The organism is Daeguia caeni, assembly GCF_042653845.1.
Lineage (GTDB): Bacteria > Pseudomonadota > Alphaproteobacteria > Rhizobiales > Rhizobiaceae > Brucella > Brucella caeni.
Map to the genome: position 1 here is coordinate 16899 of NZ_JBHSEL010000001.1, position 24318 is coordinate 41216.

The window sequence follows — 24318 nt, forward strand, 5'->3', positions numbered from 1 at the left end:
AGCTTGGCAAAAAGACCCGACAAATCAACTGAAAATCCCCGGTCAGGTCTGGCTGGCCGGGGATCGGATTGTCCTAGTCCTGGAAAGGATCCGTGACGAGAATTGTATCTTCGCGTTCCGGGCTGGTGGACAGCATCGCCACCGGCGCGCCGATCAGTTCCTCGATATGGCGGACATATTTGACCGCCTGTGCCGGCAGATCGTTCCACGAACGCGCACCAGCCGTCGTTTCCGACCAGCCCGGCAGCGTTTCATAGATCGGCTTCACTCGGGCCTGTTCATTCATCGAGGCCGGCAGATAGTCAATGCGCTTGCCGTCGAGCTCATAGGCAACGCAGATCTTGATTTCATCCAGACCATCCAGAACATCGAGCTTGGTCAGGGCAATGCCATTGATGCCGGAGGTACGAACCGTCTGGCGGACGATGACGGCATCAAACCAGCCGCAACGACGCTTGCGGCCCGTCACAACGCCGAATTCATGCCCCTTGGTGCCGAGGAATTCGCCGATTTCATCGGTAAGCTCGGTCGGGAACGGACCTTCGCCGACGCGGGTCGTATAGGCCTTGGTGATGCCGAGCACATAGCCAATCGCCGTCGGGCCAAGACCAGAACCGGCAGCAGCCTGACCGGCAACCGTATTGGAAGAGGTCACGAATGGATAGGTGCCATGGTCATTGTCAAGAAGCGCGCCTTGCGCACCTTCAAACAGGATGCGGGCGCCAGCCTTGCGCTGTTCATCCAGCACGCGCCAGACCTGATCAATATAGGGCAGGATTTCATGCGCGACCGAAGTCAGTTCCTCAAGGATGGCCTCGACCGTCACTTCCTCAAGGCCCATGCCGCGGCGCAGCGCATTGTGGTGCGCAAGCAGCCGTTCAACCTTCGGACGCAGATTGTCCGGATCAGCCAGATCGACCACGCGGATGGCACGACGGCCAACCTTGTCTTCATAAGCAGGGCCAATGCCGCGCTTGGTGGTACCGATCTTGAAACCGGATGTCGCGCCTTCACGCAAGCCATCGAGATCGCGGTGCAGCGACAGGATCAACGGCGCATTTTCGGCAATGCGCAGCACTTCCGGCGAAACTTCCACGCCCTGGGAACGCAGCTTGGCAACCTCCGTGACAAAGTGGTGCGGATCGACCACGACACCATTGCCGATCACGCTGAGCTTGCCGCGCACAAGACCGGACGGCAGAAGCGACAGCTTGTAGCTGACGCCATCGATTACAAGCGTATGACCGGCATTGTGGCCACCCTGATAGCGCACGATGACATCGGCGCGCTCGGAGAGCCAGTCAACGATCTTACCCTTGCCCTCGTCGCCCCATTGCGACCCGACGACAACTACGTTTGCCATTAAGAAACTCCTTGGTCCGGGCTTCACATCCCGCAACGAAAGCAGCGGCAGCGGAAGAAACGGCTTCCATCTACAGCTGCAAGAGACAAAATCTAGCCAGGGATCATTGCAGCCCTGACGCACAATTCGCGGTAAAGGGGCGCTGATCCTTCGTCTCTATACAGATTGAATCGCGATTATGCGACTCTTTCATCATTAAAAATCGCGGAAATTTTTCACTATCCACGCGCTCTGTGCCGCTTTTACCCAACGCGCACCATATAAAGTGCGTCATCCGAATAGGTCTGCAGCTTTTCTTCCAGTGCTGGCAGGCTGCGCACAACAAAGCCGTGCCTTTCCCAATAGCCGCGTGAGCCATTCACCGCAACCAGCGCCATTGTGGCAAATCCGTCATGCTCGGCCTGCCCCGCCATCAGCCTGACGACGTGTGCCGCATTGCCGCCCGAGCGGTAGGCAGGCAGGATGGCAATGTCGTGAATATAATAGGTGCTGGCATTATCTGGCAATTTTTCGATCACCGTATTGAGCGTCGGTATGGAATCAAGCCTCCAGGGATGGCTGATGCCATAGCCGACAATCTCATCGCCGGCTGTCAGCACGAAACAGCCGGCAGGATAAAGGGCGAAGCGGTTTTGAAAAACCGCTTCTTCCTCGAAAAAATCGACATGGATGGCATTACCCACCTCATTGGCGCGGGCGACATCCTCTTCACGCATGCGGCGCCATTGCGCCTTTGCCATCACATCTGTCATGATCGTCACGCATCTCCGACATTGAACTCGAGTGGCCGGGCATCCTTGATTGACTCCTGTGCGACCAGTTCGTCAATGGCTGCCTGCGGGATCGGCCCGTCTATATAAAGCATGGCAATGGCATCGCCACCCGGTCGGTTACGTCCCAGCGCGAAATTGGCGATATTGACCTGATGCTTGCCGCAAATCGTGCCAAGCAAGCCAATCATGCCCGGAACGTCGACATTGGTGACATAGAGCATGTTCGGGCCGACTTCCGCATCAAGATTGATGCCCTTGATCTGGATGAAGCGCGGACGGCCATCCGAGAAACAGGTGCCGGCAATGGTGCGTTCACGCAGCGACGTGCGCACCGTCAGCTTGATATAGCCGTCAAAAATGCCTGACTTGTCGCGCTTGACCTCGGAGACGATAATGCCACGCTCCTTCACCATGATGGGAGCAGAGACCATATTGACATCGGCCACCTGCGGGCGGATCAACCCCGCCAAGGCAGCACTCATCAAGGCGCGTGTATTCATGGCAGCCGTCGAGCCATCAAACAGGATTTCCACTTCCTGAATGGGCTCATCCGTCACCTGCCCGACAAAGGCGCCCAGCACTTCGGCAAGCTTGATGAACGGCCTGAGCCTTGGCGCTTCCTCTGCCGTGATCGGCGGCATGTTGATGGCATTCGACACCGCACCCTTGGTCAGATATTCCGACATCTGTTCGGCCACCTGGCGGGCGACATTTTCCTGCGCTTCCGTCGTGGAGGCGCCAAGATGCGGCGTGCACACCACATTGGGCAGGTCAAACAGGGCGCTGTCGGTTGCCGGCTCCTTTTCATAGACATCAATACCAGCACCTGCGACATGGCCGCTTTTGAGTGCCTCGACGAGGTCCTTCTCCACAATCAGCTCGCCACGTGCGCAATTGATGATGCGCACACCGGGCTTGGTTCGTGCCAGCGTCTCAGCGTTCAGAATGCCGCGCGTCTTGTCGGTCAGCGGCGTATGCAGCGTGATGAAATCGGCCTTTGCCAGCAGCTCATCCAGCTCCACTTTCCGTACGCCCAGTTCCTGTGCCCGTGCTTCAGACAGGAACGGATCAAAGGCCAGCACATGCATCTTGAGCCCGACGGCACGGCTTGCCACCACCGCACCAATATTGCCGCAGCCAATGATGCCAAGCACCTTGCCGGTGATCTCGACACCCATGAAACGGTTCTTTTCCCACTTGCCCGCGCGGGTCGACTGATCCGCCTCCGGCAATTGCCGCGCCACGGCAAACATCAGCGCAATGGCATGTTCGGCCGTGGTGATCGAATTGCCGAAGGGCGTATTCATGACAATGATGCCGCGGCGCGAGGCGGCATGAATATCTATATTGTCCACGCCAATGCCGGCGCGGCCAATGACCTTGAGATTCTTTGCCGCCTTGATCAGCTTTTCCGTGACCTTGGTGGCTGAACGGACCGCCAGACCATCATACTGCCCGATGATTTCAAGCAGCTTTTCCTTGTCCTTGCCAACATCAGGCAGATAATCGACCTCAATGCCGCGATCCCTGAAAATCTGTATGGCAGTCGGCGACAACTTGTCGGATACGAGTACGCGAGGTGCCATGATGGCCTCCTTCAACTGTCGCAATCCAGCGGGCAAGCGAAATCCGGTCTCTCCCCCCGGCATTGCTTTGAAACAGACCCGGAGCACGCCCCAAAGTGGCTAGCGAATTTGGCAGACATGCTCTTGATCGATCGGAGTCTGGTGACCGGTCAAGCCGGTCACCGCATGTGCATTCATGCTCAGGCCGCAAGGGCTGCCTTCTCGGTAGCAAAAGCCCAGTCAAGCCAGTGGGTCAGTGCTTCCAGATCGGAAGTCTCGACCGTAGCCCCCGTCCAGATACGCAGGCCCGCCGGCGCATCGCGATAGGAGCCGATGTCATAGGCAACCCCTTCCTTGTCGAGCCTGCTGACAATCGCCTTGGCAAATGCCGCCTGTTTTTCGGCTGGAAGTGCGGCCAGTTCCGGATCGGAAATGGTCAGGCACACAGACGTGTTCGAACGCGTTTCCGGCACTTTGGCCAGATTGGAAATCCATGGCGTCTTCTGAACATAGGCATCAAGCACCGCAAAATTGCGATCAGCACGACCAACCAGACCTTCAAGGCCACCGATCGATTTTGCCCATTTCAGCGCGTCAATATAGTCCTCGACGCACAGCATCGACGGCGTATTGATGGTTTCGCCAACAAAAATGCCTTCAATCAGCTTACCGCCGGATGTCAGGCGGAAGATTTTCGGCAATGGCCATGAAGGCTTGTAGCTTTCAAGGCGCTCGACCGCGCGTGGACTCAAGATGAGCATGCCATGCGCACCTTCCCCGCCCAGAACTTTCTGCCAGGAGAAGGTAACGACATCGAGCTTGGCAAAATCAAGCCGCTGCGCAAAGGCAGCCGACGTTGCATCGCAGAAGGTCAGCCCCTTGCGGTCGGCCGGAATAAAGTCCCCATTCGGCACGCGCACACCCGAGGTCGTGCCATTCCAGGTAAAGACCACGTCGCGATCGAAATCGACCTGCGCGAAATCGACGATCTCGCCATAGGGCGCAACGAATGTGCGCACATCGTCCAGCTTGAGCTGCTTGGTCACATCGGTAATCCAGCCTGAGCCAAAACTTTCCCAAGCGACCATATCGACGCCGCGCGCGCCGAGCATCGACCACAGTGCCATTTCAACCGCCCCCGTATCCGAGGCCGGCACAATGCCGATACGATAATCGGCGGGCACCTGCAGCACCTCACGGGTGAGGTCGATGGCTTCCTTCAGCTTGTTCTTGCCGATCTTCGCGCGGTGCGAACGGCCAAGCGGCGCATCGGCAAGCGCATCAAGCGACCAGCCGGGGCGTTTTGCACAGGGACCAGATGAAAAATTGGGATTAGCCGGACGAACCGTCGGCTTTGCAATCGTCGTCATGATGTATCTATCCTCTCAGATAGCGCGCGTCTCGTTGGGGAGACGTGGCCCACTGACTGGAATATCGCAAAGCGCAGTTTTCCACAATAGAACTTCGGCCTTCCCGGCTGCGTTTCACCATTCGGTGCAATGCAAACGCACATCCGGACTCCCCGTGCAATGCCACAAAGATGATGTCCCAAACCATTGGGATTATAACTGAAACATGATTGGTATAATTTGCCAATAAAATGAATTGGATAGCTTATGATATTTATATTTGTGGCATTGACAGGCTTTCTGAGCTGCCTGAACATTATTGCAATCTATATTACAATCAAAAAGTCAGCGCATGACGACACGCTGATCCTTGATCATTATTATGATCATGCCATTGGCGAGATAATGAATGGCCTGCTCCGTCATGGCAACGATCAGGACATGCCGATCGAAGCCTATCCGCTGGCACCAGAACGCATCCACTCACGGCTTTAGACCGGGGAAAGCGGGCACCGCAACTGTGAAGCACAATATGTCAGAGGGACCCAGCCCTTTCAGACCGGACGATCAATGAAAGGCATAGCGCAGGCCGATGCGCAGATCATGCACGTTCAGGCCGCGATCCGTGATGCTGCTAGCCCCTGCAACATCGTCATGGACCACACCACCATTGATGCGGCGGAAGCGATAACCGGCATCAAGCTTGAGATTATCCGAGAGGTCCATCGAAACACCGGCCATGACCGCATAGGTAAAGCGCCAGTTTTTCGCGCCATCGACCGACAGTGCACCCGTATCGCCCGTGACCGACCAGTCCATATGGGTGGCACCAAGACCTGCCCCGGCATAAGGGGTAAAACCGGCAAGATTACCGAGGTCGACATAGGCATTGGCCAGAACCGAAACGGCCGACAGCCTTGTTTCGATGCCGTCGCCCATGCGCGCCTCAAAATTGGCGCGCGTCAGATAATCAACCGTCACATCCGCACGCAGCCAGTCGGTTGCCTGATAGCCAATGCCGCCGCCAAGCAGGAAGGAGCCGCCCTTTTCGCCGGCAATGCCGACATCATCCGTACGCACGGACGACCAGCCATAGCCAAGATCGCCACGCACATACCAGCCATTGGTTACGGGCGCGCTGATGGTGACTTCCGGTACCGCTTCATCAATGTCAGCCGCATGCGACGGCACGCCCAGCGCCAAAAGCGAGAGTGCCAGTGTGATGCAGGATGGTCTTGCAAAAGCGCGCATTCGTCTGTCCGGTCAAAGCGCACCTTGAAAATGCGCGTTACAACACATGATGGAACCGCCTGCCGAAGCAGCAGGCAGAGCTGTCTGACATGAACATAGGCCGCAATGGTTAAGCAGCTGTTAACCCTGTTTGTTAACCGCTCGTTTTCCATAGCTCCAGACACATCATCTTCAGCCCCACGGGCAGGCAGGCTGCCGCTTTCGCTTGCGCCCTGCATCATGCCTGGTTGAATCGGAGTATGAGGCAGGTCTGCGGCCGGAACCTTCCTGGCACCGGGAATCGGCATGATGAATCATGCAACAATTCCGCGATCTTGCCGCATTTCAGCCTGTGCAGCCGTGTTTCTGCCGCAATTTGCCGCCATTGGCTATGCAGATTGCTGCGGGCGCTTGCCCCCAGACTGCAAGAAAACATTAACCATACTTATTGAGCCTGTTTTAACCTCAATATGATTATTGGGCCATCAAACAGGAACATTCATCTTAAGGAGCTTCGGCCCATGCGCCGCATCCAGTCGATTGCACGTAGCCCGATCGCTATTGCACTTTTCATGTCGCTCGCCGTTGCCGGCTGTGCCTCGAAAAAGAACCTCCCGAACAACGCTGGTGATCTTGGCCTTGGCGGAGCTGGCGCAGCAACACCTGGCTCGCCGCAGGACTTCACCGTCAATGTCGGTGACCGCATCTTCTTCGACCTCGACTCCTCGCTGATCCGTCCGGACGCACAGCAGACCCTGACCAAGCAGGCACAGTGGCTGCTGCGTTATCCGCAGTACAAGATCACCATCGAAGGCCATGCCGACGAACGCGGCACCCGCGAATACAACCTCGCCCTGGGTCAGCGCCGTGCCGCTGCAACCCGCGACTTCCTTGCCTCGCGCGGTGTTCCAACCAGCCGCATGCGCACTGTCTCCTACGGCAACGAACGCCCGGTCGCCGTCTGCGACGCCGACTCCTGCTGGTCGCAGAACCGCCGCGCCGTTACCGTTCTCAACGGCAACTGATTGGCCGTTTCGGCACAATCCTGAAAAAAGCGGTCTTCGGGCCGCTTTTTTATTGATGGCAGTCCATGGGCTGCCCGGTTTGACACACTTTGGCCGATTTCGCAGGGCCCCTTATGGACAATATTTGATCCATGCCCGGCACAAGGCTTTTCGGCAATCGTCGCACAAGCATCTTTGCTTTTTTTACGATTCCTCTAAAAGCTTGACGGGCCGCGTAATCACGCTGGCAATTGGCCGCAGATGAGCGGTGCTCGATCATCCTGCCTGTGCGAACAGGACAGGATAGTGGGAATGAGGAAACCGATGAGAAAAGTGACACTGGCGCTCGCCATGCTGCCGCTTTTGGCAACGACCCCGGTTCTGGCCGCAGCGGGCAATCTGATTGGCGCTGTGCAGCTGGACAATGACGCCGCAAACAAGGCAAGGCGCCTGAATGGTGCAACCATCTATCTGGCGCAGGCCAGCGACGGAACGCAACAGCTGTGCAGTCTCATCCAGCAGAATGCGCAATCCTATGGCAGGATCCTGCAATTGCGTGACAGGCTGGTGCAGGCGCAGCGCAGCAATGAAACCCGCTTCAAGGCGCTGGAAGCCAGGAAGGGCGTGGGAGGCGGTACACGCACTGTCAGCATCGGCTCGACCGCCCTTCTGGATGAGATCATCCGCGACAACACGGCCACATCCGGCAATCATGGCGATTATGTCAATCAGGGTGCCGCTGCCATGGCGGAACTGATCCGCAACCTGACCGGCAAGGTCGAGGATGTGGAAATGCAGATCACCGATACCGAACGGCAGTTGCAGAATGCGCAGGATGACATCGATTTCCGTTTCAAGGAACTCGAAAAGGCAGCCGGCATTGCCTCTCCTGCGCCGCAGCCAGCCCCGGCAAATGCCACCGCCGCAGCACCGGATCCCTGCACGCAAGGCCTGACCAATCCGGCTGCGATTGCCAATATTCTGGGCGCACGTGTTGAGGCCATGAACTTCCAGATCCTCGAATTCCAGGATCAGATGCAGAAAATGCTGGAAGAAAATGAGCGCCGCTTCGAAGCGCTTGAAACCGGCAAGCGCAGCGATGCAGGCGATGCCATGCCTGCAGCAGGCGATTCGGGGCTTGCCAGCGCACCGGCAGCCGATGTCCCGGCCGCAATTGATACGCCTGCAGGTGATCTCGCAGCCGCACCGGCGGATAATGGCGGCACACTGGCACAGGCCAGCCCCGGCCCGGATGGAGCTGCCCCGGCAAACAGCGGGCATGTGCTGGGTGAGCCGCCACAGACCCTCGGTTCGATCCGTTTTGACCAGCATGGCAATGTGATTGGCGACAGCATCACCGCCACGCCGCGCCCTGCCACCGAGCTTGCCCCTGCCGGGGGCGCTTCCGGTGGCGAACAGGTCGCCGCCCTACCCATGCCCGACAATCCGAACACGCTTTATCAGGCAGCCTACAAGTACCTGATGGCGGGCGATTACAAGGCCGCCGAGACTGGTTTTCGTGAGCACATCAAGCGCTATCCGGCCGATCCGCAGACCGCCGAAGCCCGTTTCTGGCTTGGCGAATCGCTGTTTGCCCAGGGACGCTATCCGGAAGCCGCAACGATCTTTGTCGATACGCAGCGCGACTACCCTGACTCCAAACGCGCGCCCGAAAACATGTTCAAGCTCGGCCTGACGCTGGAAAAAATGGACAATCGTGATGTTGCCTGCGCCACCTTCGAGCAGATTCCGCAGCGCTATCCCAAGGCAGCTCCAGCCGTTCTCAAGCGCGTGGCAGAAGAGCGCGCCCGGATCAAATGCTGAACGCAGGCGACCTGACGCATCTCCAACCCTCCCTGATCTTCGCGCCTCATGCGCTTGAAAACACCGGCGCGCTCATCGCTGCCGTTTCCGGAGGCAGTGATTCTCTCGCTCTGCTCTTTCTCCTGCACGATTATCTGACCGGACTGGACAATCCGCCAAGACTTCTTGCCGTCACGGTCGATCACCGGCTTCGCCCGGAATCAACCGCAGAAGCGGAAAATGTTGGCCGTCTGTGCCAGCGCTTTGGCATCGAGCACCAGATCCTGAGCTGGACAGACCCCAAGCCCGCCCACGGGATTGCTGCCGCCGCACGCGAAGCGCGCTATCGCCTGTTGCTCAAGGCCGCTCGTGAGGCACATGCCGCCTGCATCCTGACTGGCCACACCCGGAACGACCAGATCGAAACCTATCTGATGCGCAAGGCACGCAGCCAGGGCGCTGCTTCGCGCGGTCTTGCCGCCATGGCAGACAATGTCACGCTGGAAGGCACGGTCCAGTTGCTGCGGCCGTTTCTGGGCATCACGCGCGAGGCCCTGCGCGTCTATCTGAGGGCAAGAGACATTCCATGGGTTGATGATCCCAGCAATGTGAATATTGCCTATGAACGGCCGCGCATTCGCCTGAACGCCGACAAGGAACAGGAAGAGCGCATTCTGGCCGAAATTGCCGCCGCCACGGCCGCGCGGAAGCGCGACAATGACCGCCTGACCGCAGCCCTTGCCGATCCGGCAAGCCTCTGGCGCGATGCGGCCCATCAGCTCCATGTCGATGCTGCGATTTTTGCCAGCCTGCCGGAAAGCGTCCAGAGCCTTTTTGCCGGCCTTGTCACCGCCCTTGCGGGCGGACGCCGCTTCATGCCCGGCGAAGCCGAGCGCAGCCGCATCGCGCATTTCCTGACGACAGCCAATACCGTCGCGCGCATGACACAGGGCGGCGCGCTGATTACGCGCGCAGGCAAGAACAAAACCCATATTTTCCGGCGTGAGCAGCGCAATCTGCCGATGGACGAGCTTGCCCCTCATGCAACCATCATCTGGGATGGCCGCTATCGCCTGCATAATGAAGGGACAGCGACCGTCACGATCGCGCCGGCTGATTCTTGCAGCCTTGCAGCCTTTCTGGAACGAAAGGGCATTGCGGCAGATGCGGCCCTACGGCGGGCGCTTTGCGTAGCACCTGTCATTTATCATGATGGAGCGCCATGCGCCTTTCCGTTACTGGAAAGGGAGGAATCGCCTTCCCATATCAGGATCAGCAACCACTATGCCCTGTTTGATCATGTCCTGTCCGGTCATGACAGTGGGCTGGCAGAGGCAGTCAGGCTACGTCTGGAACACAAATAGGCGAAATTTCATAAACCAGAATGCGAAGAATCGCGCATCTTGAGCGTCTCCCGCCTTGGCAAGGCCATTCATCAATCCTATGTTAGACGGAAACACCATGCCGTCTCTGACGGCTGGATCGAGGCATCGATTGGACCCGTTATGAATCCGAATTATCGCAACTTCGCCCTTTGGGCGATCATTGCCCTACTTTTGATCGCGCTGTTTAACCTGTTTCAGAGTCCTGGCCAGCGTGGCAGCTCCCGTGAAATCTCGTATTCTCAGTTCATTGATGATGTATCCAATGGGCGTGTGAAGTCGGTTACGATAACCGGTGACCGCATCACAGGCACGCTGAACGACAACGGAACCACGTTCCAGACCTATTCGCCGGGCGATCCGTCACTGGTTTCACGCCTCGAATCCAAGAATGTCAACATCACCGCCCGTCCGGAAAGCGATGGTTCCAGTTCGCTGATTGGCATTCTCCTGTCGTGGTTGCCGATGATCCTGATCCTTGGCGTGTGGATTTTCTTCATGCGCCAGATGCAGGGCGGCTCGCGCGGCGCGATGGGCTTTGGCAAGTCCAAGGCCAAGCTTCTTACCGAAGCGCATGGCCGTGTCACCTTCCAGGACGTCGCCGGCGTTGATGAAGCCAAGCAGGATCTGGAAGAAATCGTCGAATTCCTGCGCGATCCACAGAAGTTCCAGCGTCTGGGCGGCAAGATTCCGCGCGGCGTCCTGCTCGTCGGCCCTCCCGGAACGGGTAAGACCCTCTTGGCGCGCTCGGTTGCCGGTGAAGCCAATGTGCCGTTCTTTACCATTTCCGGTTCGGACTTCGTCGAAATGTTCGTCGGTGTCGGCGCAAGCCGTGTCCGCGACATGTTCGAACAGGCCAAGAAGAATGCGCCCTGCATCATCTTCATCGACGAAATCGATGCGGTCGGCCGTCATCGCGGTGCAGGCCTTGGCGGCGGCAATGACGAACGCGAACAGACGCTCAACCAGCTCCTGGTCGAGATGGACGGCTTTGAAGCCAATGAATCGATCATCCTGATTGCGGCAACCAACCGCCCGGATGTTCTTGACCCGGCCCTGCTGCGTCCGGGCCGTTTCGACCGTCAGGTCGTCGTGCCGAACCCGGATATTGTTGGCCGTGAACAAATCCTCAAGGTACATGTGCGCAATGTGCCGCTGGCACCCAATGTTGATCTGAAGGTGGTCGCTCGCGGCACGCCGGGCTTCTCCGGTGCTGATCTTGCCAATCTGGTCAACGAGGCAGCCCTCATGGCTGCGCGGCGCGACAAGCGTCTCGTCACCATGCAGGAATTCGAGGATGCCAAGGACAAGATCATGATGGGCGCGGAACGCCGCACCGCCATGACACCGGAAGAAAAGGCCAATACCGCCTATCATGAAGCCGGCCACGCCATTGTCGCGCTCAATGTGCCCAAGGCTGACCCGGTACACAAGGCGACCATCATTCCGCGCGGCCGTGCGCTTGGCATGGTCATGCAGCTTCCGGAAGGTGACCGCTATTCGGCAACCTATACATGGATGGTGTCGCGTCTTGCCATCATGATGGGTGGCCGCGTGGCGGAAGAACTGAAATTCGGCAAGGAAAACGTCACGTCTGGTGCCGCTTCCGATATTCAGCAGGCAACCAAGCTTGCCCGTGCCATGGTGACCCAGTGGGGCTATTCCGACAAGCTCGGTCGCGTTGCCTATGGTGACAATCAGGAAGAAGTCTTCCTTGGTCATTCGGTTTCGCGCACCCAGAATATTTCGGAAGAAACGGCACAGATCATCGATGCCGAAGTGCGTCGCCTGATCGATGAAGCCTATGCCGAGGCAACCCGCATCCTGGCCGAAAAGAAGGATGACTGGGTCACGCTGGCCGAAGGTCTGCTCGAATATGAAACGCTGAGTGGTGAGGAAATAAAGGAACTGCTGGCCGGCAAGAAGCCATCCCGCGAACAGGGCAACGATACCCCCTCGCGAGGCTCTGGCGTGCCGAAGGCTGGCCGCCCCCTGAACAACAAGGGCAGCGAACCCGGAAACGAACCGGGCATGGAGCCCAACCCGCAGCCACAATAACAGGCTAATAAAGCAGATACTCTATACAAGAAACCGGGCTCCGTGCCCGGTTTTCTTTACTTCAATCAGCAATTGTTAGGCTTAACGATAAATCATCCATCAAAACATTACTCTGGTCATCCGGCCCGGAATAAAGTAATCGCCTGTTAGCCGTGTAGAAACGAATTGCTGGAATACAGTTGACGTTGAAATTGCAATAGCAAGGCATTTTACGGTAAAAATCTCGATAGGCACGGTGTTCGCATAATTAGAATTTGAAGTGATCAGGCCAGTCCGATTGCCTTCCGGTTTCAATTATGCGAGAGCACATGGAGCTCAAGGCAAGGCGAAAATACGATGCGAAAATATTTCGGAACCGATGGCATTCGTGGGCAGGCAAACAAATTTCCCATGACACCGGATGTCGCCATGAAGGTCGGCATTGCAGTCGGGCATATTTTCCGCAATCAGGGACATGCCTCCCGCGTCGTGATCGGCAAGGATACGCGCCGTTCCGGCTATATGCTTGAAAATGCGCTGGTGGCTGGTTTCACGGCAGCGGGCATGAATGTTTTCCTGCTCGGCCCGATCCCGACCCCTGCAGTTGCCATGCTGTGCCGGTCGCTGCGCGCCGATATCGGCGTGATGATCTCTGCCTCGCACAATCCTTATTACGACAATGGCATCAAGCTGTTTGGCCCCGATGGCTTCAAGCTCTCCGATGAGATCGAGCTCCAGATCGAGGAACTGATTGATTCCGATCTCAGCTCCTGTCTGGCAAGCCACGGCAATGTCGGACGCGCCCAGCGCGTTGACGGTGACATTTACCGCTATATCGAATTTGCCAAGCGCACCCTGCCACGCAATATTTCACTGAGCGGCCTGCGCATTGTGGTCGATTGCGCCAATGGCGCCGGCTACAAGGTCGCCCCTGCCGCCCTTTGGGAACTGGGCGCGGAAGTCATTCCGATCAATGTCGAGCCCAATGGCGTCAACATCAACGAGGATTGCGGCTCGACCCATCCGATCGGGCTGATGAAAAAGGTGCATGAAGTGCGCGCCGATGTCGGCATTGCGCTGGATGGCGACGCCGACCGTGTGCTGCTCGTGGATGAAACCGGCACGGTCATTGATGGCGACCAGCTCATGGCCGTCATTGCCGAGAGCTGGGCCAACGCCAACCGTCTGGAAGGGGGTGGCATTGTTGCCACCATCATGTCCAATCTCGGCCTTGAGCGTTTCCTGGCAGACCATAACCTGAAGCTGGAACGCACCAAGGTTGGCGACCGCTATGTCGTCGAACATATGCGCCAGAATGGCTTCAATGTTGGCGGCGAACAGTCTGGCCATATCGTCCTGTCCGACTTCGCAACAACCGGCGACGGCCTCATTTCCGCCCTGCAGATCCTGTCCGTGGTGCAGCAGGTCAACAAGCCGCTGAGCGAGGTCTGTCACAAGTTTGAACCCGTGCCGCAGCTTCTGAAGAATGTGCGCACGGGCGGCGGCAAGCCGCTTGAAAACAAGCGTGTCCAGCATGCCATTGACGAGGCACGCGCCCGTCTCGGCGTTCAGGGCCGCCTGGTCATCCGCCCATCCGGCACCGAGCCGCTGATCCGCGTCATGGCAGAAGGTGATGATCGCGCCCTGATCGAGAAGGTCGTCAACGACATCGTCAATGTGATTGCGGCTGAAAGCACTGCGGCCGCTTGAAAGCAGTAAAACGCAAGGGTCACTTCATCAAGGCTCATGCAGGTGATCTGCATGAGCCTTGATGTGCAAAATGCGAGCTTGCAATAGGTTGTCCATCCGATCCCGGCAGGAAGGCTGAGCTTGTCAAAGCTTCAGTGCTTCTCTGAAAGTGAATGGGCATCCATGAGAATGCCCGCCTTACTCTGCGCCTTCCAGGCTTGCGCAGGATGCCACCGATAGGCCGACAAAAGACGGCGGTTATCGTCCGCCTTAGCCGGATTGTTCCATGTCGCGGAAACGCAATCGCGGCTTTCCATCCCGTCCTTCCACCCAAGTGCTGAGGTTCAGCACGCCCTCTTCCATCGCCCGTCAGGATCGGCGTTGGCCAGCGTCTTCAGCGTGAACAGGTCTCGGGCGGTGAGAAGCAACGCGTTGCGCGGCGTGATGCGCTCCACCTCTCCTTGCCGACGATGGCGATCATCGCGTCGGTCCCCATGCTGTCACCTGCGAGATCATCAGACTGGCAAACGTGGCGAGGGTCACCGGCATGGCCGCAGACCAGTCCTGCAGAATGCCCCGCGAGGCTTCGTCCAGCGCGAAGGCAAGGGCAAGCGCGGCTGGACGAACAGGCATGATGAACTCCGATGATTGCGCGGGCATAGAGCAATTCAGATTTTCATGAAAACCTGAATTGCTCCAACTGTTTTGCAGCTCCGGATGGAAAACCGGTACCCACTTTTCCTGGAACTGCAGTTTATCCTTTGCGCAGTTCCCGGGCGGAAAACCGGTACCCACTTTTCCTGGAACTGCTATAGAACTTCATGCTGTTTCACGAAACAAGACGGGGGACCGAAGCCCCCCGCAAACCGTCTCCCTGGTTTCTCTCAGTCAAGCAACGGCGACCAAGCCGGATCCGATGCAAAATTCGGTGTCTGGATCTGGCGCTCATTGCGGCCAGTCAGATCGATCGTGTAGAGGCGTGGACCGCCGGAACCCGCAGCCTTGCGGAAGAACATCAGCACGCGACCATTTGGCGCCCATGTCGGGCCTTCATTGTGGAAACCGGAGGTGAGAATGCGCTCGCCCGATCCGTCCGGCTTCATCACGCCAATCGAGAACTGGCCCTGCGACTGTTTGGTAAAGGCAATCAGGTCGCCACGCGGAGACCAGACCGGCGTTGAATAGCTGCCGTCACCTGCCGAGATACGGCGCGGATTGGAGCCATCAGCGCCCATGACATAAAGCTGCGGACGGCCGCCACGGTCAGAGGCAAAGACGATCTGTGAGCCATCCGGGGAATAGGAGGCACTGGTATCGATGGCCTGGCTGTTGGTCAGGCGGGTGATCTGCCGATTGCGCAGATCCATGGTGTAGATATTGGCGCTGCCATCATCCTGCAGCAGGCTCATCACGACCTTCTGGCCATCCGGAGAGAAGCGCGGCGCAATGGTCATGCCGGGGAAATTGCCGACCAGCTCACGCTGTCCGGTTTCAAGCTGCAGCAGATAGACACGCGGCTGGCCGCCGGCGAAGGACATATAGGTCACTTCCTGACGGTTTGGCGAGAAACGGGGAGTCAGCGAAATATCGCGTCCATCCGAGAGATAGCGCACATTGGCGCCATCCTGATCCATGATCGCAAGGCGCTTGACGCGCTTTTGCGCCGGACCAGATTCGTCAACAAAAACGATACGCGTGTCGAAATAGCCCTTTTCGCCCGTCAGACGCTCATAGATGGCGTCGGCGATGATATGGGCAACACGACGCCAGTTATCGGGCGTGGTGAAGAATTGCTGGCCAATGAGCTGCTGGCCGCCAAACGTATCCCACAGGCGGAATTCAGCCTTCAGCCTGCCGTCCGGCTGCTTGCTGATGCGGCCCGTGACCAGCGCCTGTGCATTGATGACCTTCCAGTCCTCGAACCGTGGCGCGGCATCAGGATTGGAGATCTTTTCAATGAAGGCCGTCTTGTCGATGGGAGCAAACAGGCCAGAGCGCTCCAGATCCGCTGCAATCACCGCACTGATATTGGCGCCAAGCTGGTCGCCCGACAGGAAATCGGTGATGGCGATAGGCAGAGGCTCAATGACGCCCTTGTTGATATTGATTTCCACCACGGCACGCGCCGGCATGGTGCTGGCAAGGCTTGCGGCAATCACACATGCGAAAGCCGAAAAGACTGCCCGGATCTTCTTCTTGATGCCGATAGTCATATCTTTTGGGACCTCTTTTGTCCTTGGCATGGAGCAATCCAGCTTTTCACGGAAACTCCGACTGCTCTACCATATTGTCATTTCGCAGTTCCGGATGGAAAACCGGTTTCCACCTTTCCTGGAACTGCTCCAGTTTCAAGGTGATCAAGCCTGGCCTGATCAGAACATGTCACTTGGATCAAAGTGAACGATCACTTCACTCCATGAATCATACTTGTCGCGTGGCAGGTTGTATGGGGCACAGCGCAACACGGCGCGCTTGGCGCTTTCGGCTGCAGCACGCGCCACACCATCACCACCGCCGGACGTCACCTCTGGCGCACCTTCAATCTCGCCATTCTCGTTCAGGCGCATCTTGACGGTCACCACCAGACCCGGTGCATCCGCGACACCGGCCGGCACATTCCAGCACTTGGAAATGGCGCCCTTCAGCGCATCCATTTCCGTCTGGCTGAGCTTGTTGCCGCCCGTATTCTTCCTGCCACCAAGTGCGGCCTGATCGGTCGAACGCTTCGCACCGCCGCCAGCCGCCTTCTGCTTGTTCAGCAGCGCCTGCACCTCATCCATCAGCGCGTCATTCTTCGACTGACTGGTCTGCGACGTATTCTTCTTCGGCTTTACGTCCTCGGTCGGCTTCTTCTCCGCCGTCTTGGTCGGGGGCGTCGGCTTGGTCTGCGGGGTCGGCACACGTTCCGGCGGCTTCGGCCGATCTGGTTCCGGTGCTTCCGCCTGCGTGTCAATTGCCTCCTTCACCGGATCAGGCTCCGGCTTTGGTTCAGGCCGTGGTTCAGGCTTCGGTTCCGGTTTTGGCTCGGGCTTGGGTTCCGGTTTGGGCTCAGGCTTCGGCTCCGGCTTGGTCACCGGTTCCGGCTGCGCCATTGGTTCATCCGCTGTTTCCACCGGCTTCGGCTTGTCGCCCGGCATGGGCGGCGTATCAAGATCAATATCCTGATCCCCAATATTCTGCGCTTCCGGCACGGTCTGCGGCTTGCTGGTCGGCTTTGGCGCCGACTTTTCCGCCTTCGGCGCCGTCTTTTCGCCTATCTGAACCTGTGACAGCGCTTCAATCGGCACGATATCAACGGGAAACGCCTCCGAATCCGTCGCATCGAAGGTTTTCGGCGACGAAAAGGAGACCACGGCCAGCGCGATGACCAGCGTGTGAAGCGCAACAGAGGATGTGAGGCCGACCTTCATGATGACGTCAGCTATCCTGCTCCTGGAGGGTCACAAGGCCGATATTCTTGAATCCGGCGGCGGAAATACGGGCCATGACCTTCATCACGGTGCCGTAATCAGCGGCTTTGTCGCCGCGAACGAAAATGCGCTCTTCATAGCCTGTCTTGGCAATGGCCTGCAGCTTGGGCACGACCTCATCAATCGCGATCTCGGTTTCCTGCAGATAGATCTTGCCTTCAGGATTGATCGATACGGTAATGGGCTGGGTATCGGCATTCATGGCCTTGGCCTGCGTATCTGGCAGGTCGATCGGCACGCCAACGGTCAGAAGCGGCGCCGACACCATGAAAATGATAAGCAGCACCAGCATAACGTCAACAAAAGGCGTCACGTTGATTTCGCTCATCAGTGCCTTCTTGCGGCCGCGCCTGCGACGCCCGCCCGATTGCATTCCTGAATTTCCAACTGACATGCCCATTGCAATATTCCTGGAGGCTGAATTGGCCGTAATCTCAAGCCGCGTTCAATGACGCGGCGTCAGCTTCTCATCGATTTGGCGCGATAGTATGGCGGAGAACTCATCGGCAAAGCCTTCAAGCTGCGCCCCGATCTTGCCCGCATCGGCGGAAAGCTTGTTATAGGCAATAACGGCCGGAATGGCGGCGAGAAGACCGATGGCCGTTGCCAGAAGTGCTTCCGCAATACCCGGCGCAACCACCGCCAGACTGGTATTCTTCGACGCGGCAATGGCCTGAAACGAGGTCATGATACCAACAACCGTACCAAACAGGCCGATAAAGGGCGCCGCCGAACCAATCGTCGCCAGAAAGCCAAGGCGTGATTCCAGCTTTTCGCTTTCACGCGCGAGAGCCACATCCATGGCCTTTTCAATACGCATCTGCAGGCCGATCGGGGAACGTGCGCCCTTTTCCAGCGACTTTTTCCATTCCCGCATCGCCGCCATGAAAATCGACGCCATGCCCGAGGTGCGGCGCTCGCTCAAGTTACGATACAACTCTTCCAGCGACTGGCCAGACCAGAACGCCTCTTCAAAGCGGCCAATGGCGCGGCGTACGCGCCCATAGGCAATCACCTTGTCAAAGACAATCGCCCAGGTCCAGATCGAGGCACCGAGCAGACCCAGCATAACCAGCTTGACCACCCAGTTTGCCTGCATGAACAGACCCCAGAGGGTAACATCCGCGGCGGGGGCCGCTAAGGCAACATTTTCCATCGATCCTTCGTCCTCGAATCCAAACGCCCGGCTCTTGACCGGGCGGCATCGAAAATCCCTGACTGTACGCTTTGCAAGAAAGCGCTCAAACAAGTTAAGCTTGCTACACAGATACTGTCTGATCGTTCGCGCCGAGTTACAGCTTTCTGCATATCAAACGCGCCATGCTGGATTTTCTGTAAAATCCTCATAGGCTTGTAAGGTTAATTTTGGTGAAAGGAAGGCATCGCAGCACAAACCTGCCTTTCCACCGATTCCATCACCCTACTCATGAATGATTATGGTTAAAGATGCGTTAGCATATGCAACGAATTTGAAAGCAAAACATCGGGCAGACGGCAAAAATCCAGGCTTTTACGCGCCATATGGCAGGAATGCGGGTGTGTGTGTCTGAGAAAACAAAAACCGCTCCTGTCTGGCCGAATGGGACGCCATTGCAGCGCGCCGCATGCAACCCGTCATTTGGTGCCGGTAAAGGCGGCGCGCCATTCGTCCGGAATGCGCCGCGGATGGCCCTGTTTGGTGATCATCACCGCCTCCACTCTCGCTTCTGACAGGAGGCGTCCTTCGCAGGTGATTCTCTGCTGCATGATCACGCGCGCACCGCGAATTTCCTTCACGCTGGTTTCGATCAGGATCAGGTCATCCATCCTGGCTGGCGCACGGTAATCGATCTCCATCCGACGCACGACCCAGACCATCTCCTCGCCAAGCGCGCCTTCCGCAAGCTCAATATGGTGCACATTCTGCAGGCGTAGAAAATCGGTGCGCCCGCGCTCGTAAAATTCGAGATAGCGCCCATGATAGACAAAGCCGGAAAAATCCGTGTCGGCATAATAAATGCGTGCATAAAGCCGATGCACACCGTCCTTCAGCTCACCCGATACGGCCCGTTCGATCGCACGATCACCCATTTTATGACTCATCATCCATAAACAGACCGAATTGCGCCTGTTGCGCATTATCTGCCGGCGGTGTCAGCCCCAGATGCGCCCATGCCACGGAAGTCAGCACACGCCCACGCGGCGTGCGTTGCAGGAAGCCCTGCTGGATCAGATAGGGTTCGATAATATCCTCAATTGCGTCGCGCGGTTCGGACAGACCAGCGGCAATCGTCTCGATCCCCACCGGGCCACCGCCAAAATTGCGCGCAATCATGTTGAGATAACGCCGGTCAAGCTGGTCAAACCCGCGATTATCAACTTCCAGCCGCGACAGGGCCTCTTCCGCAATCTTGCGGTCAACCACGTCAGCTCCTGCGACCAGCGCAAAATCGCGCACACGGCGCAACAGACGTCCGGCAATACGCGGTGTGCCGCGCGAGCGGCGCGCCACTTCCAGCGCGCCATCGGGCGAAATGCCCATGCCCAGGATGCGCGCGCCACGACGCACAATATATTCGAGTTCCTCGACCGTATAGAAATTCAGCCGGACCGGAATGCCGAAACGGTCGCGCAGCGGCGTCGTCAGCAGGCCAAGCCGCGTGGTGGCAGCCACAAGCGTGAACTTTGCCAGATCGATCTTGACCGAGCGAGCCGCCGGCCCCTCGCCGATGATCAGGTCAAGCTGGAAATCCTCCATCGCCGGATAGAGAATTTCCTCAACCGCCGGGCTCAGACGATGGATTTCATCGATGAACAGAACATCACGTTCTTCGAGATTGGTGAGCAAGGCAGCAAGATCGCCCGCCTTGGCGATCACCGGCCCGGAGGTCGAGCGGAAATTGACGCCCAGTTCCTTGGCCATGATCTGTGCCAGCGTGGTCTTGCCAAGGCCCGGCGGGCCGACAAACAGCACATGGTCAAGCGCCTCGCCGCGCGCCTTGGCTGCTTCAATGAATACTTTCAGATTGGCGCGCGCTGCCGCCTGCCCGACAAAATCGTCAAGGCTCTGCGGGCGCAGCGTATTGTCGGTTTCATCACCGCGCTTGGTGACATCAATCAGAGGATTCCGTTCGCTCATGCCCCTCTCCTCGCATGCCTGCACCCCTGAGGCAAGGCAATCAACGCGAAAGCTCCTTCAATCCAAGCCGGATCAGCTTGGCTGAATCGGCATCCTCGCCTGCCTCGCGCAGCGCTGCGGCAACGGCATTGGCCGCCTGATCGCGCGAATAGCCAAGATTGGCCAGAGCCGACACCGCATCGGCAACCGGCGTCGACGCCACACCGGAGCCAAGCTCCTGTTTCAGCCCGATCGTGCCGCTTGCCTCGCCGGCAAAGGCGGGCGCCTTGTTCTTGAGTTCCGTCACGATGCGCTCGGCAACCTTCTTGCCAACGCCCGGTGCCCGCGCCACCATGGCAAGGTCACGCAGCGCAATCGCATTGGCAAGCTCGGATGGCGAAAGCGTGCCCAGCACGGCAAGCGCAACCTTGGCGCCCACGCCCTGCACATTCTGCAACAAGCGGAACCATTCGCGTTCAAGCTGCGTGGCAAAGCCATAAAGCCGGATCATGTCCTCGCGCACATAGGTTTCGATGAACAGCACAACCGCTTCCCCGACCGCGCCAAGATTACCCAGCGTTCGCGCCGAACAGAAGGCGACATAGCCAACCCCATGCACGTCGATGACGACATGGTCTTCCGCGATCTCATCAATCGTTCCCTTGAGCTTGCCGATCATTCCCGTCCCCTCAACCTGCCAGAAGCTCTTTCAGGCGTCTGGCATTGGCAATGCTCTTGCGGTTATGCGCATGACAGATGGCGATTGCCAGCGCATCCGCAGCATCGCTGGTATCGAAGTTGGCACGTGGCAGCAAAACCTTGACCATCATGTGGATCTGCTGCTTTTCGCCGTGTCCCACGCCAATCACCGATTTCTTGACCGCATTGGGTGCATATTCGGCAACCGGCAGACCGGCCTGCGCTGGCGCAAGCAGGGCAATGCCGCGCGCCTGGCCAAGCTTCAGCGTGGCGGTCGCATCCTTGTTGACAAATGTATGCTCAACGGCTGCCTCATGCGGCATGTACATGTGCAGGACTTTTGCAAGCCCCTCATGCAGCTGGCAAAGCCGTGATGCGAGATCAAGCTCGGCATCGGAAGTCACCGTGCCGGAGGCAATGAAATGCAGGGAATTGCCAAGCGATTCGACAATGCCCCAGCCGGTACGGCGCAGGCCCGGATCAATGCCAATGATGCGAATCGATTCTTTCATAAGTGAACCCTAGCTTGAGATGGGTTCGCTTGACAGCAGAAAAGTGAACAAAAGAGAAACATACGCACAAGATGCGCAGATTCCGTTCAAGCCACTCCGAAGGCCGTGCGCAGAAGCACGATCTGCTGTGAGACCGGGTTGCCATGCCGGTCCGTGGCCAGCTGGCGCTGTGGATTGCGCACTTCACAATCCATGTGGCGGATGCGCTCTTCCAGCCGCAGGGAACGCTCGACCAGATCAACAAAGGCCTGTGGCAATTCGCTCCAGCCGGGCGCAGCCTGGCCTGCGCTTGGGGTATCCAGACGAACCTTGGCCTTTTCGGCCGTTACCTGCTGGCGTGACATCTCGCCATTGCGCATGGCGCGCTGCAGGAGCAGCCATGAGGCGATCTGCATCAGCCGCGTGGTCAACCGCATTGATTCCGTTGCATAAAGCGAAGCGGCAACACGCGACAGATTGCGCGATTCAATGCGCCCTGCGCCATCGAGATAGCGCGCGGCTTCTTCCACCATCGCCATACCTTCGGCATAGAGCGGGCGGAACTTGTCCGAGAAAACGATGCGCTCAGCAAGGCTGATCATATTGCCCGTCACCTGACCCTGTTCGCTAATCACAACTGCCACCCTGCATCACCGCCATGATTGGCGGATCACTGTTTGCCGCGCAGACAGTCTGCCCACGCCATTATTCGAATGTGCTGACGTTCGAACACGGGAATGATCCTGAGAAAACCGTCCGCACGGACCGCTCCACGACAAAGTGCACAGTCATGCACGGTTGCGCAAGAATATGTTTAATTTTGGGTTAATGCTGCAAACCACCCGTTAACCCCTGTTGGGCAGGCAAAAAAAGAGCCGCAAGGGCGGCTCTCGAATTTAACAGGGAGGCGTCAAACAGAGTGACTAACCACTCGGTCAGAATCCAGCCGAACTGGATAGGATCAGTTAACCATCACAGGGTTAATGAATGGTTAATGACTGCTCCGAGCGTGAGGAAAATGGAACTATACGGTGCGAAGCGCAGGTGCCGGCTCTGGCACTGCGTGCCCGGCCGGCGTGGTGGCATTATCGGCCGGCTTCGGCTCGACAATTGCAGCCGGCTTGATAACGCCGTTCTTGCCCCAGCCAATGCTCGGCAGCCATTCCAGATAATAGGCCAGCGCAAACTGCACCACGATGCCGGTTGCAATCAGCAGCGTGTCGTAAGGCAGGCCGCCCGGATTGACCAGCTTCATGACCTGCGCCGTCATCGACAGAAGTGTGCCGACGATGAAGATCGGCAGCGAGTGCTTGCCAAGAATGGCAAGCGGATTGTCGGGCCGGGTGCGCGCCATGTTCGACAGGGCCGGAATCACGGCAATCAGATAGGCCATTGCCAGAACATGCAGCAGGCGCGGCAGGGACAGATAGGTCTTGTCAAAACCGGTCAGCACCATGGGCAGGCCCATGGACGTATCAATGCCCCACAGCGGAATGCGCACCCATGCCAGCGCCAATACCAGATAGGCAACCGCCGCCGCAATCAGGGCCGGATGATGCGGCAGTGTTCCGCCGCGGCGTACATGAAGCATGCCGGCAATGCCGATGGCAAACAGGAACTGCCATGACAGCGGATTGAGGAACCACTGGCCTTCGGTCGGGAAATTGACCGGCGCCACCATGTAATAGCCGGACAGGAACCAGACGGTTCCGGAAATGGCAAGCATCAGCGGCAGACTGATGCGCGCAAGCAAAAGCATCAGCGGCGCAAACAGCATCAGGACGGCATACATGGACAGGATATTGTTATAGCCGAGCTGATGACCAAGCAGGACAAGGCCGAACAGAGCCTCAACCGGCTGTTTGACCAGTGGGCCGATATTGATCTCGTTGAGCAGCTCGGTGCGCTTGAGGAAGATCGCCGCGGACGCAAAAATGGCAATGGTCGCCATGGTCGTCATGATATGCGCGGTATAGAGCACACCAGCACGACGCCACATCTTCAACGACAGCAGCAGCCTGTTGCCGGCCACGAACCTGCTGCCATAGGCAAGCGCGACGGCAATGCCGGAAATCAGCACAAAGGCTTCCGCAGAATCGGAAAAACCGAAATTGCGATGGGTGAAATGCTCGTAGATCGTACCCGGCACGTGATTGACAAAGATCGTCAACAGCGCAAGCGCGCGAAAGACGTCAATACGTGTGTCGCGTGCCTTTACCGTTGCAGGCAACGTTGGCCGTCCAACTGCATTTGTCATCTGCGTTACTGCCTATCCTGTCTGGAACGGCGCTGGATCGGGAAGACCGCGCGTTCCATTCTTCGTTTCCTGGCTTGCCGTCAGGCGCGCATTCCCAACATCATGTTGG

General features: G+C 57.9%; 22 protein-coding genes. 6 read left to right on the forward strand and 16 right to left on the reverse strand.

Features of this window, described 5'->3' with window-relative positions; all coding sequences use genetic code 11:
• Positions 1-73: 73 nt before the first annotated feature.
• The 4 genes from ACFO1V_RS00095 to ACFO1V_RS00110 form a co-directional block, all read right to left on the reverse strand.
• Entirely contained in the window at positions 74-1363 is a 1290-nt protein-coding gene (locus ACFO1V_RS00095) for an adenylosuccinate synthase (protein ID WP_374829969.1), read from the reverse strand.
• A gap of 242 nt (positions 1364-1605) precedes the next feature.
• Positions 1606-2115, reverse strand: coding sequence for a GNAT family N-acetyltransferase (locus tag ACFO1V_RS00100; protein ID WP_374830009.1), 510 nt, complete (start codon positions 2113-2115; stop codon positions 1606-1608).
• A gap of 5 nt (positions 2116-2120) precedes the next feature.
• Entirely contained in the window at positions 2121-3722 is a 1602-nt protein-coding gene (gene serA / locus ACFO1V_RS00105) for a phosphoglycerate dehydrogenase (protein ID WP_374829967.1), read from the reverse strand.
• 179 nt (positions 3723-3901) lie between these two features.
• The gene (locus tag ACFO1V_RS00110) at positions 3902-5071 is read right to left on the reverse strand and encodes a phosphoserine transaminase (RefSeq protein ID WP_374829965.1); all 1170 of its coding nucleotides are present in this window, start codon (positions 5069-5071) and stop codon (positions 3902-3904) included.
• Positions 5072-5317: 246 nt separating this feature from the next.
• Here ACFO1V_RS00110 and ACFO1V_RS00115 point away from each other — a divergent pair, with 246 nt between their 5' ends.
• The gene (locus ACFO1V_RS00115; protein WP_374829963.1) at positions 5318-5545 is read left to right on the forward strand and encodes a hypothetical protein; all 228 of its coding nucleotides are present in this window, start codon (positions 5318-5320) and stop codon (positions 5543-5545) included.
• 72 nt (positions 5546-5617) lie between these two features.
• Here the strand turns inward: ACFO1V_RS00115 and ACFO1V_RS00120 are convergent, their stop codons facing one another.
• A complete protein-coding gene (locus ACFO1V_RS00120) occupies positions 5618-6301 on the reverse strand; it encodes an outer membrane protein (protein ID WP_374829961.1) in 684 nt (227 codons plus the stop codon).
• Between the two features lie 500 nt (positions 6302-6801).
• On the opposite strand from ACFO1V_RS00120, the gene pal reads away from it, so the two are divergent.
• The 5 genes from pal to glmM all read left to right on the forward strand — a co-directional run bounded on the left by pal (position 6802) and on the right by glmM (position 14216).
• Entirely contained in the window at positions 6802-7305 is a 504-nt protein-coding gene (gene pal / locus ACFO1V_RS00125; RefSeq protein WP_374829959.1) for a peptidoglycan-associated lipoprotein Pal, read from the forward strand.
• Between the two features lie 291 nt (positions 7306-7596).
• Positions 7597-9108 (forward strand): tol-pal system protein YbgF, encoded by a 1512-nt coding sequence (gene ybgF / locus ACFO1V_RS00130; RefSeq protein ID WP_374829957.1) that lies wholly within the window; start codon positions 7597-7599, stop codon positions 9106-9108.
• A complete protein-coding gene (tilS, locus tag ACFO1V_RS00135) occupies positions 9102-10451 on the forward strand; it encodes a tRNA lysidine(34) synthetase TilS (RefSeq protein WP_374829955.1) in 1350 nt (449 codons plus the stop codon). The genes ybgF and tilS overlap by 7 nt, the downstream gene beginning before the upstream one ends.
• 141 nt (positions 10452-10592) lie before the next feature.
• On the forward strand, positions 10593-12527 hold the full coding sequence (gene ftsH / locus ACFO1V_RS00140; RefSeq protein WP_374830007.1) for an ATP-dependent zinc metalloprotease FtsH: 1935 nt from the start codon (positions 10593-10595) through the stop codon (positions 12525-12527).
• Positions 12528-12863: 336 nt separating this feature from the next.
• Entirely contained in the window at positions 12864-14216 is a 1353-nt protein-coding gene (glmM, locus tag ACFO1V_RS00145) for a phosphoglucosamine mutase (RefSeq protein WP_374829953.1), read from the forward strand.
• A 456-nt stretch (positions 14217-14672) separates the two neighbouring features.
• On the opposite strand, the gene ACFO1V_RS00150 is transcribed toward glmM, so the two are convergent.
• From ACFO1V_RS00150 to ACFO1V_RS00200, 11 genes are all read right to left on the reverse strand, one after another.
• The gene (locus tag ACFO1V_RS00150) at positions 14673-14828 is read right to left on the reverse strand and encodes a hypothetical protein (RefSeq protein ID WP_374829951.1); all 156 of its coding nucleotides are present in this window, start codon (positions 14826-14828) and stop codon (positions 14673-14675) included.
• Positions 14829-15079: 251 nt separating this feature from the next.
• Positions 15080-16408, reverse strand: coding sequence for a Tol-Pal system beta propeller repeat protein TolB (tolB, locus tag ACFO1V_RS00155; protein WP_374829949.1), 1329 nt, complete (start codon positions 16406-16408; stop codon positions 15080-15082).
• 159 nt (positions 16409-16567) lie between these two features.
• Positions 16568-17605, reverse strand: a complete 1038-nt coding sequence (locus ACFO1V_RS00160) for a hypothetical protein (protein WP_374829947.1) — start codon at positions 17603-17605, stop codon at positions 16568-16570.
• Between the two features lie 7 nt (positions 17606-17612).
• Positions 17613-18065, reverse strand: coding sequence for a protein TolR (gene tolR / locus ACFO1V_RS00165; protein ID WP_374829945.1), 453 nt, complete (start codon positions 18063-18065; stop codon positions 17613-17615).
• 45 nt (positions 18066-18110) lie between these two features.
• Positions 18111-18821, reverse strand: coding sequence for a protein TolQ (gene tolQ / locus ACFO1V_RS00170; RefSeq protein WP_374829943.1), 711 nt, complete (start codon positions 18819-18821; stop codon positions 18111-18113).
• A 458-nt stretch (positions 18822-19279) separates the two neighbouring features.
• Entirely contained in the window at positions 19280-19735 is a 456-nt protein-coding gene (locus ACFO1V_RS00175; RefSeq protein WP_374829941.1) for a YbgC/FadM family acyl-CoA thioesterase, read from the reverse strand.
• A 1-nt stretch (position 19736) separates the two neighbouring features.
• Entirely contained in the window at positions 19737-20783 is a 1047-nt protein-coding gene (gene ruvB / locus ACFO1V_RS00180; protein WP_374829939.1) for a Holliday junction branch migration DNA helicase RuvB, read from the reverse strand.
• Between the two features lie 40 nt (positions 20784-20823).
• Positions 20824-21441 (reverse strand): Holliday junction branch migration protein RuvA, encoded by a 618-nt coding sequence (ruvA, locus tag ACFO1V_RS00185; RefSeq protein ID WP_374829937.1) that lies wholly within the window; start codon positions 21439-21441, stop codon positions 20824-20826.
• 10 nt (positions 21442-21451) lie between these two features.
• Positions 21452-21973 (reverse strand): crossover junction endodeoxyribonuclease RuvC, encoded by a 522-nt coding sequence (gene ruvC / locus ACFO1V_RS00190; protein ID WP_374829935.1) that lies wholly within the window; start codon positions 21971-21973, stop codon positions 21452-21454.
• Between the two features lie 86 nt (positions 21974-22059).
• Positions 22060-22566 carry a protease adaptor protein RcdA gene (rcdA, locus tag ACFO1V_RS00195; protein WP_374830005.1) on the reverse strand — a complete coding sequence of 169 codons (507 nt, stop codon included), beginning with the start codon at positions 22564-22566 and terminating at the stop codon, positions 22060-22062.
• A 410-nt stretch (positions 22567-22976) separates the two neighbouring features.
• Positions 22977-24209, reverse strand: a complete 1233-nt coding sequence (locus tag ACFO1V_RS00200) for an OpgC family protein (RefSeq protein ID WP_374829933.1) — start codon at positions 24207-24209, stop codon at positions 22977-22979.
• Positions 24210-24318 lie beyond the last annotated feature (109 nt).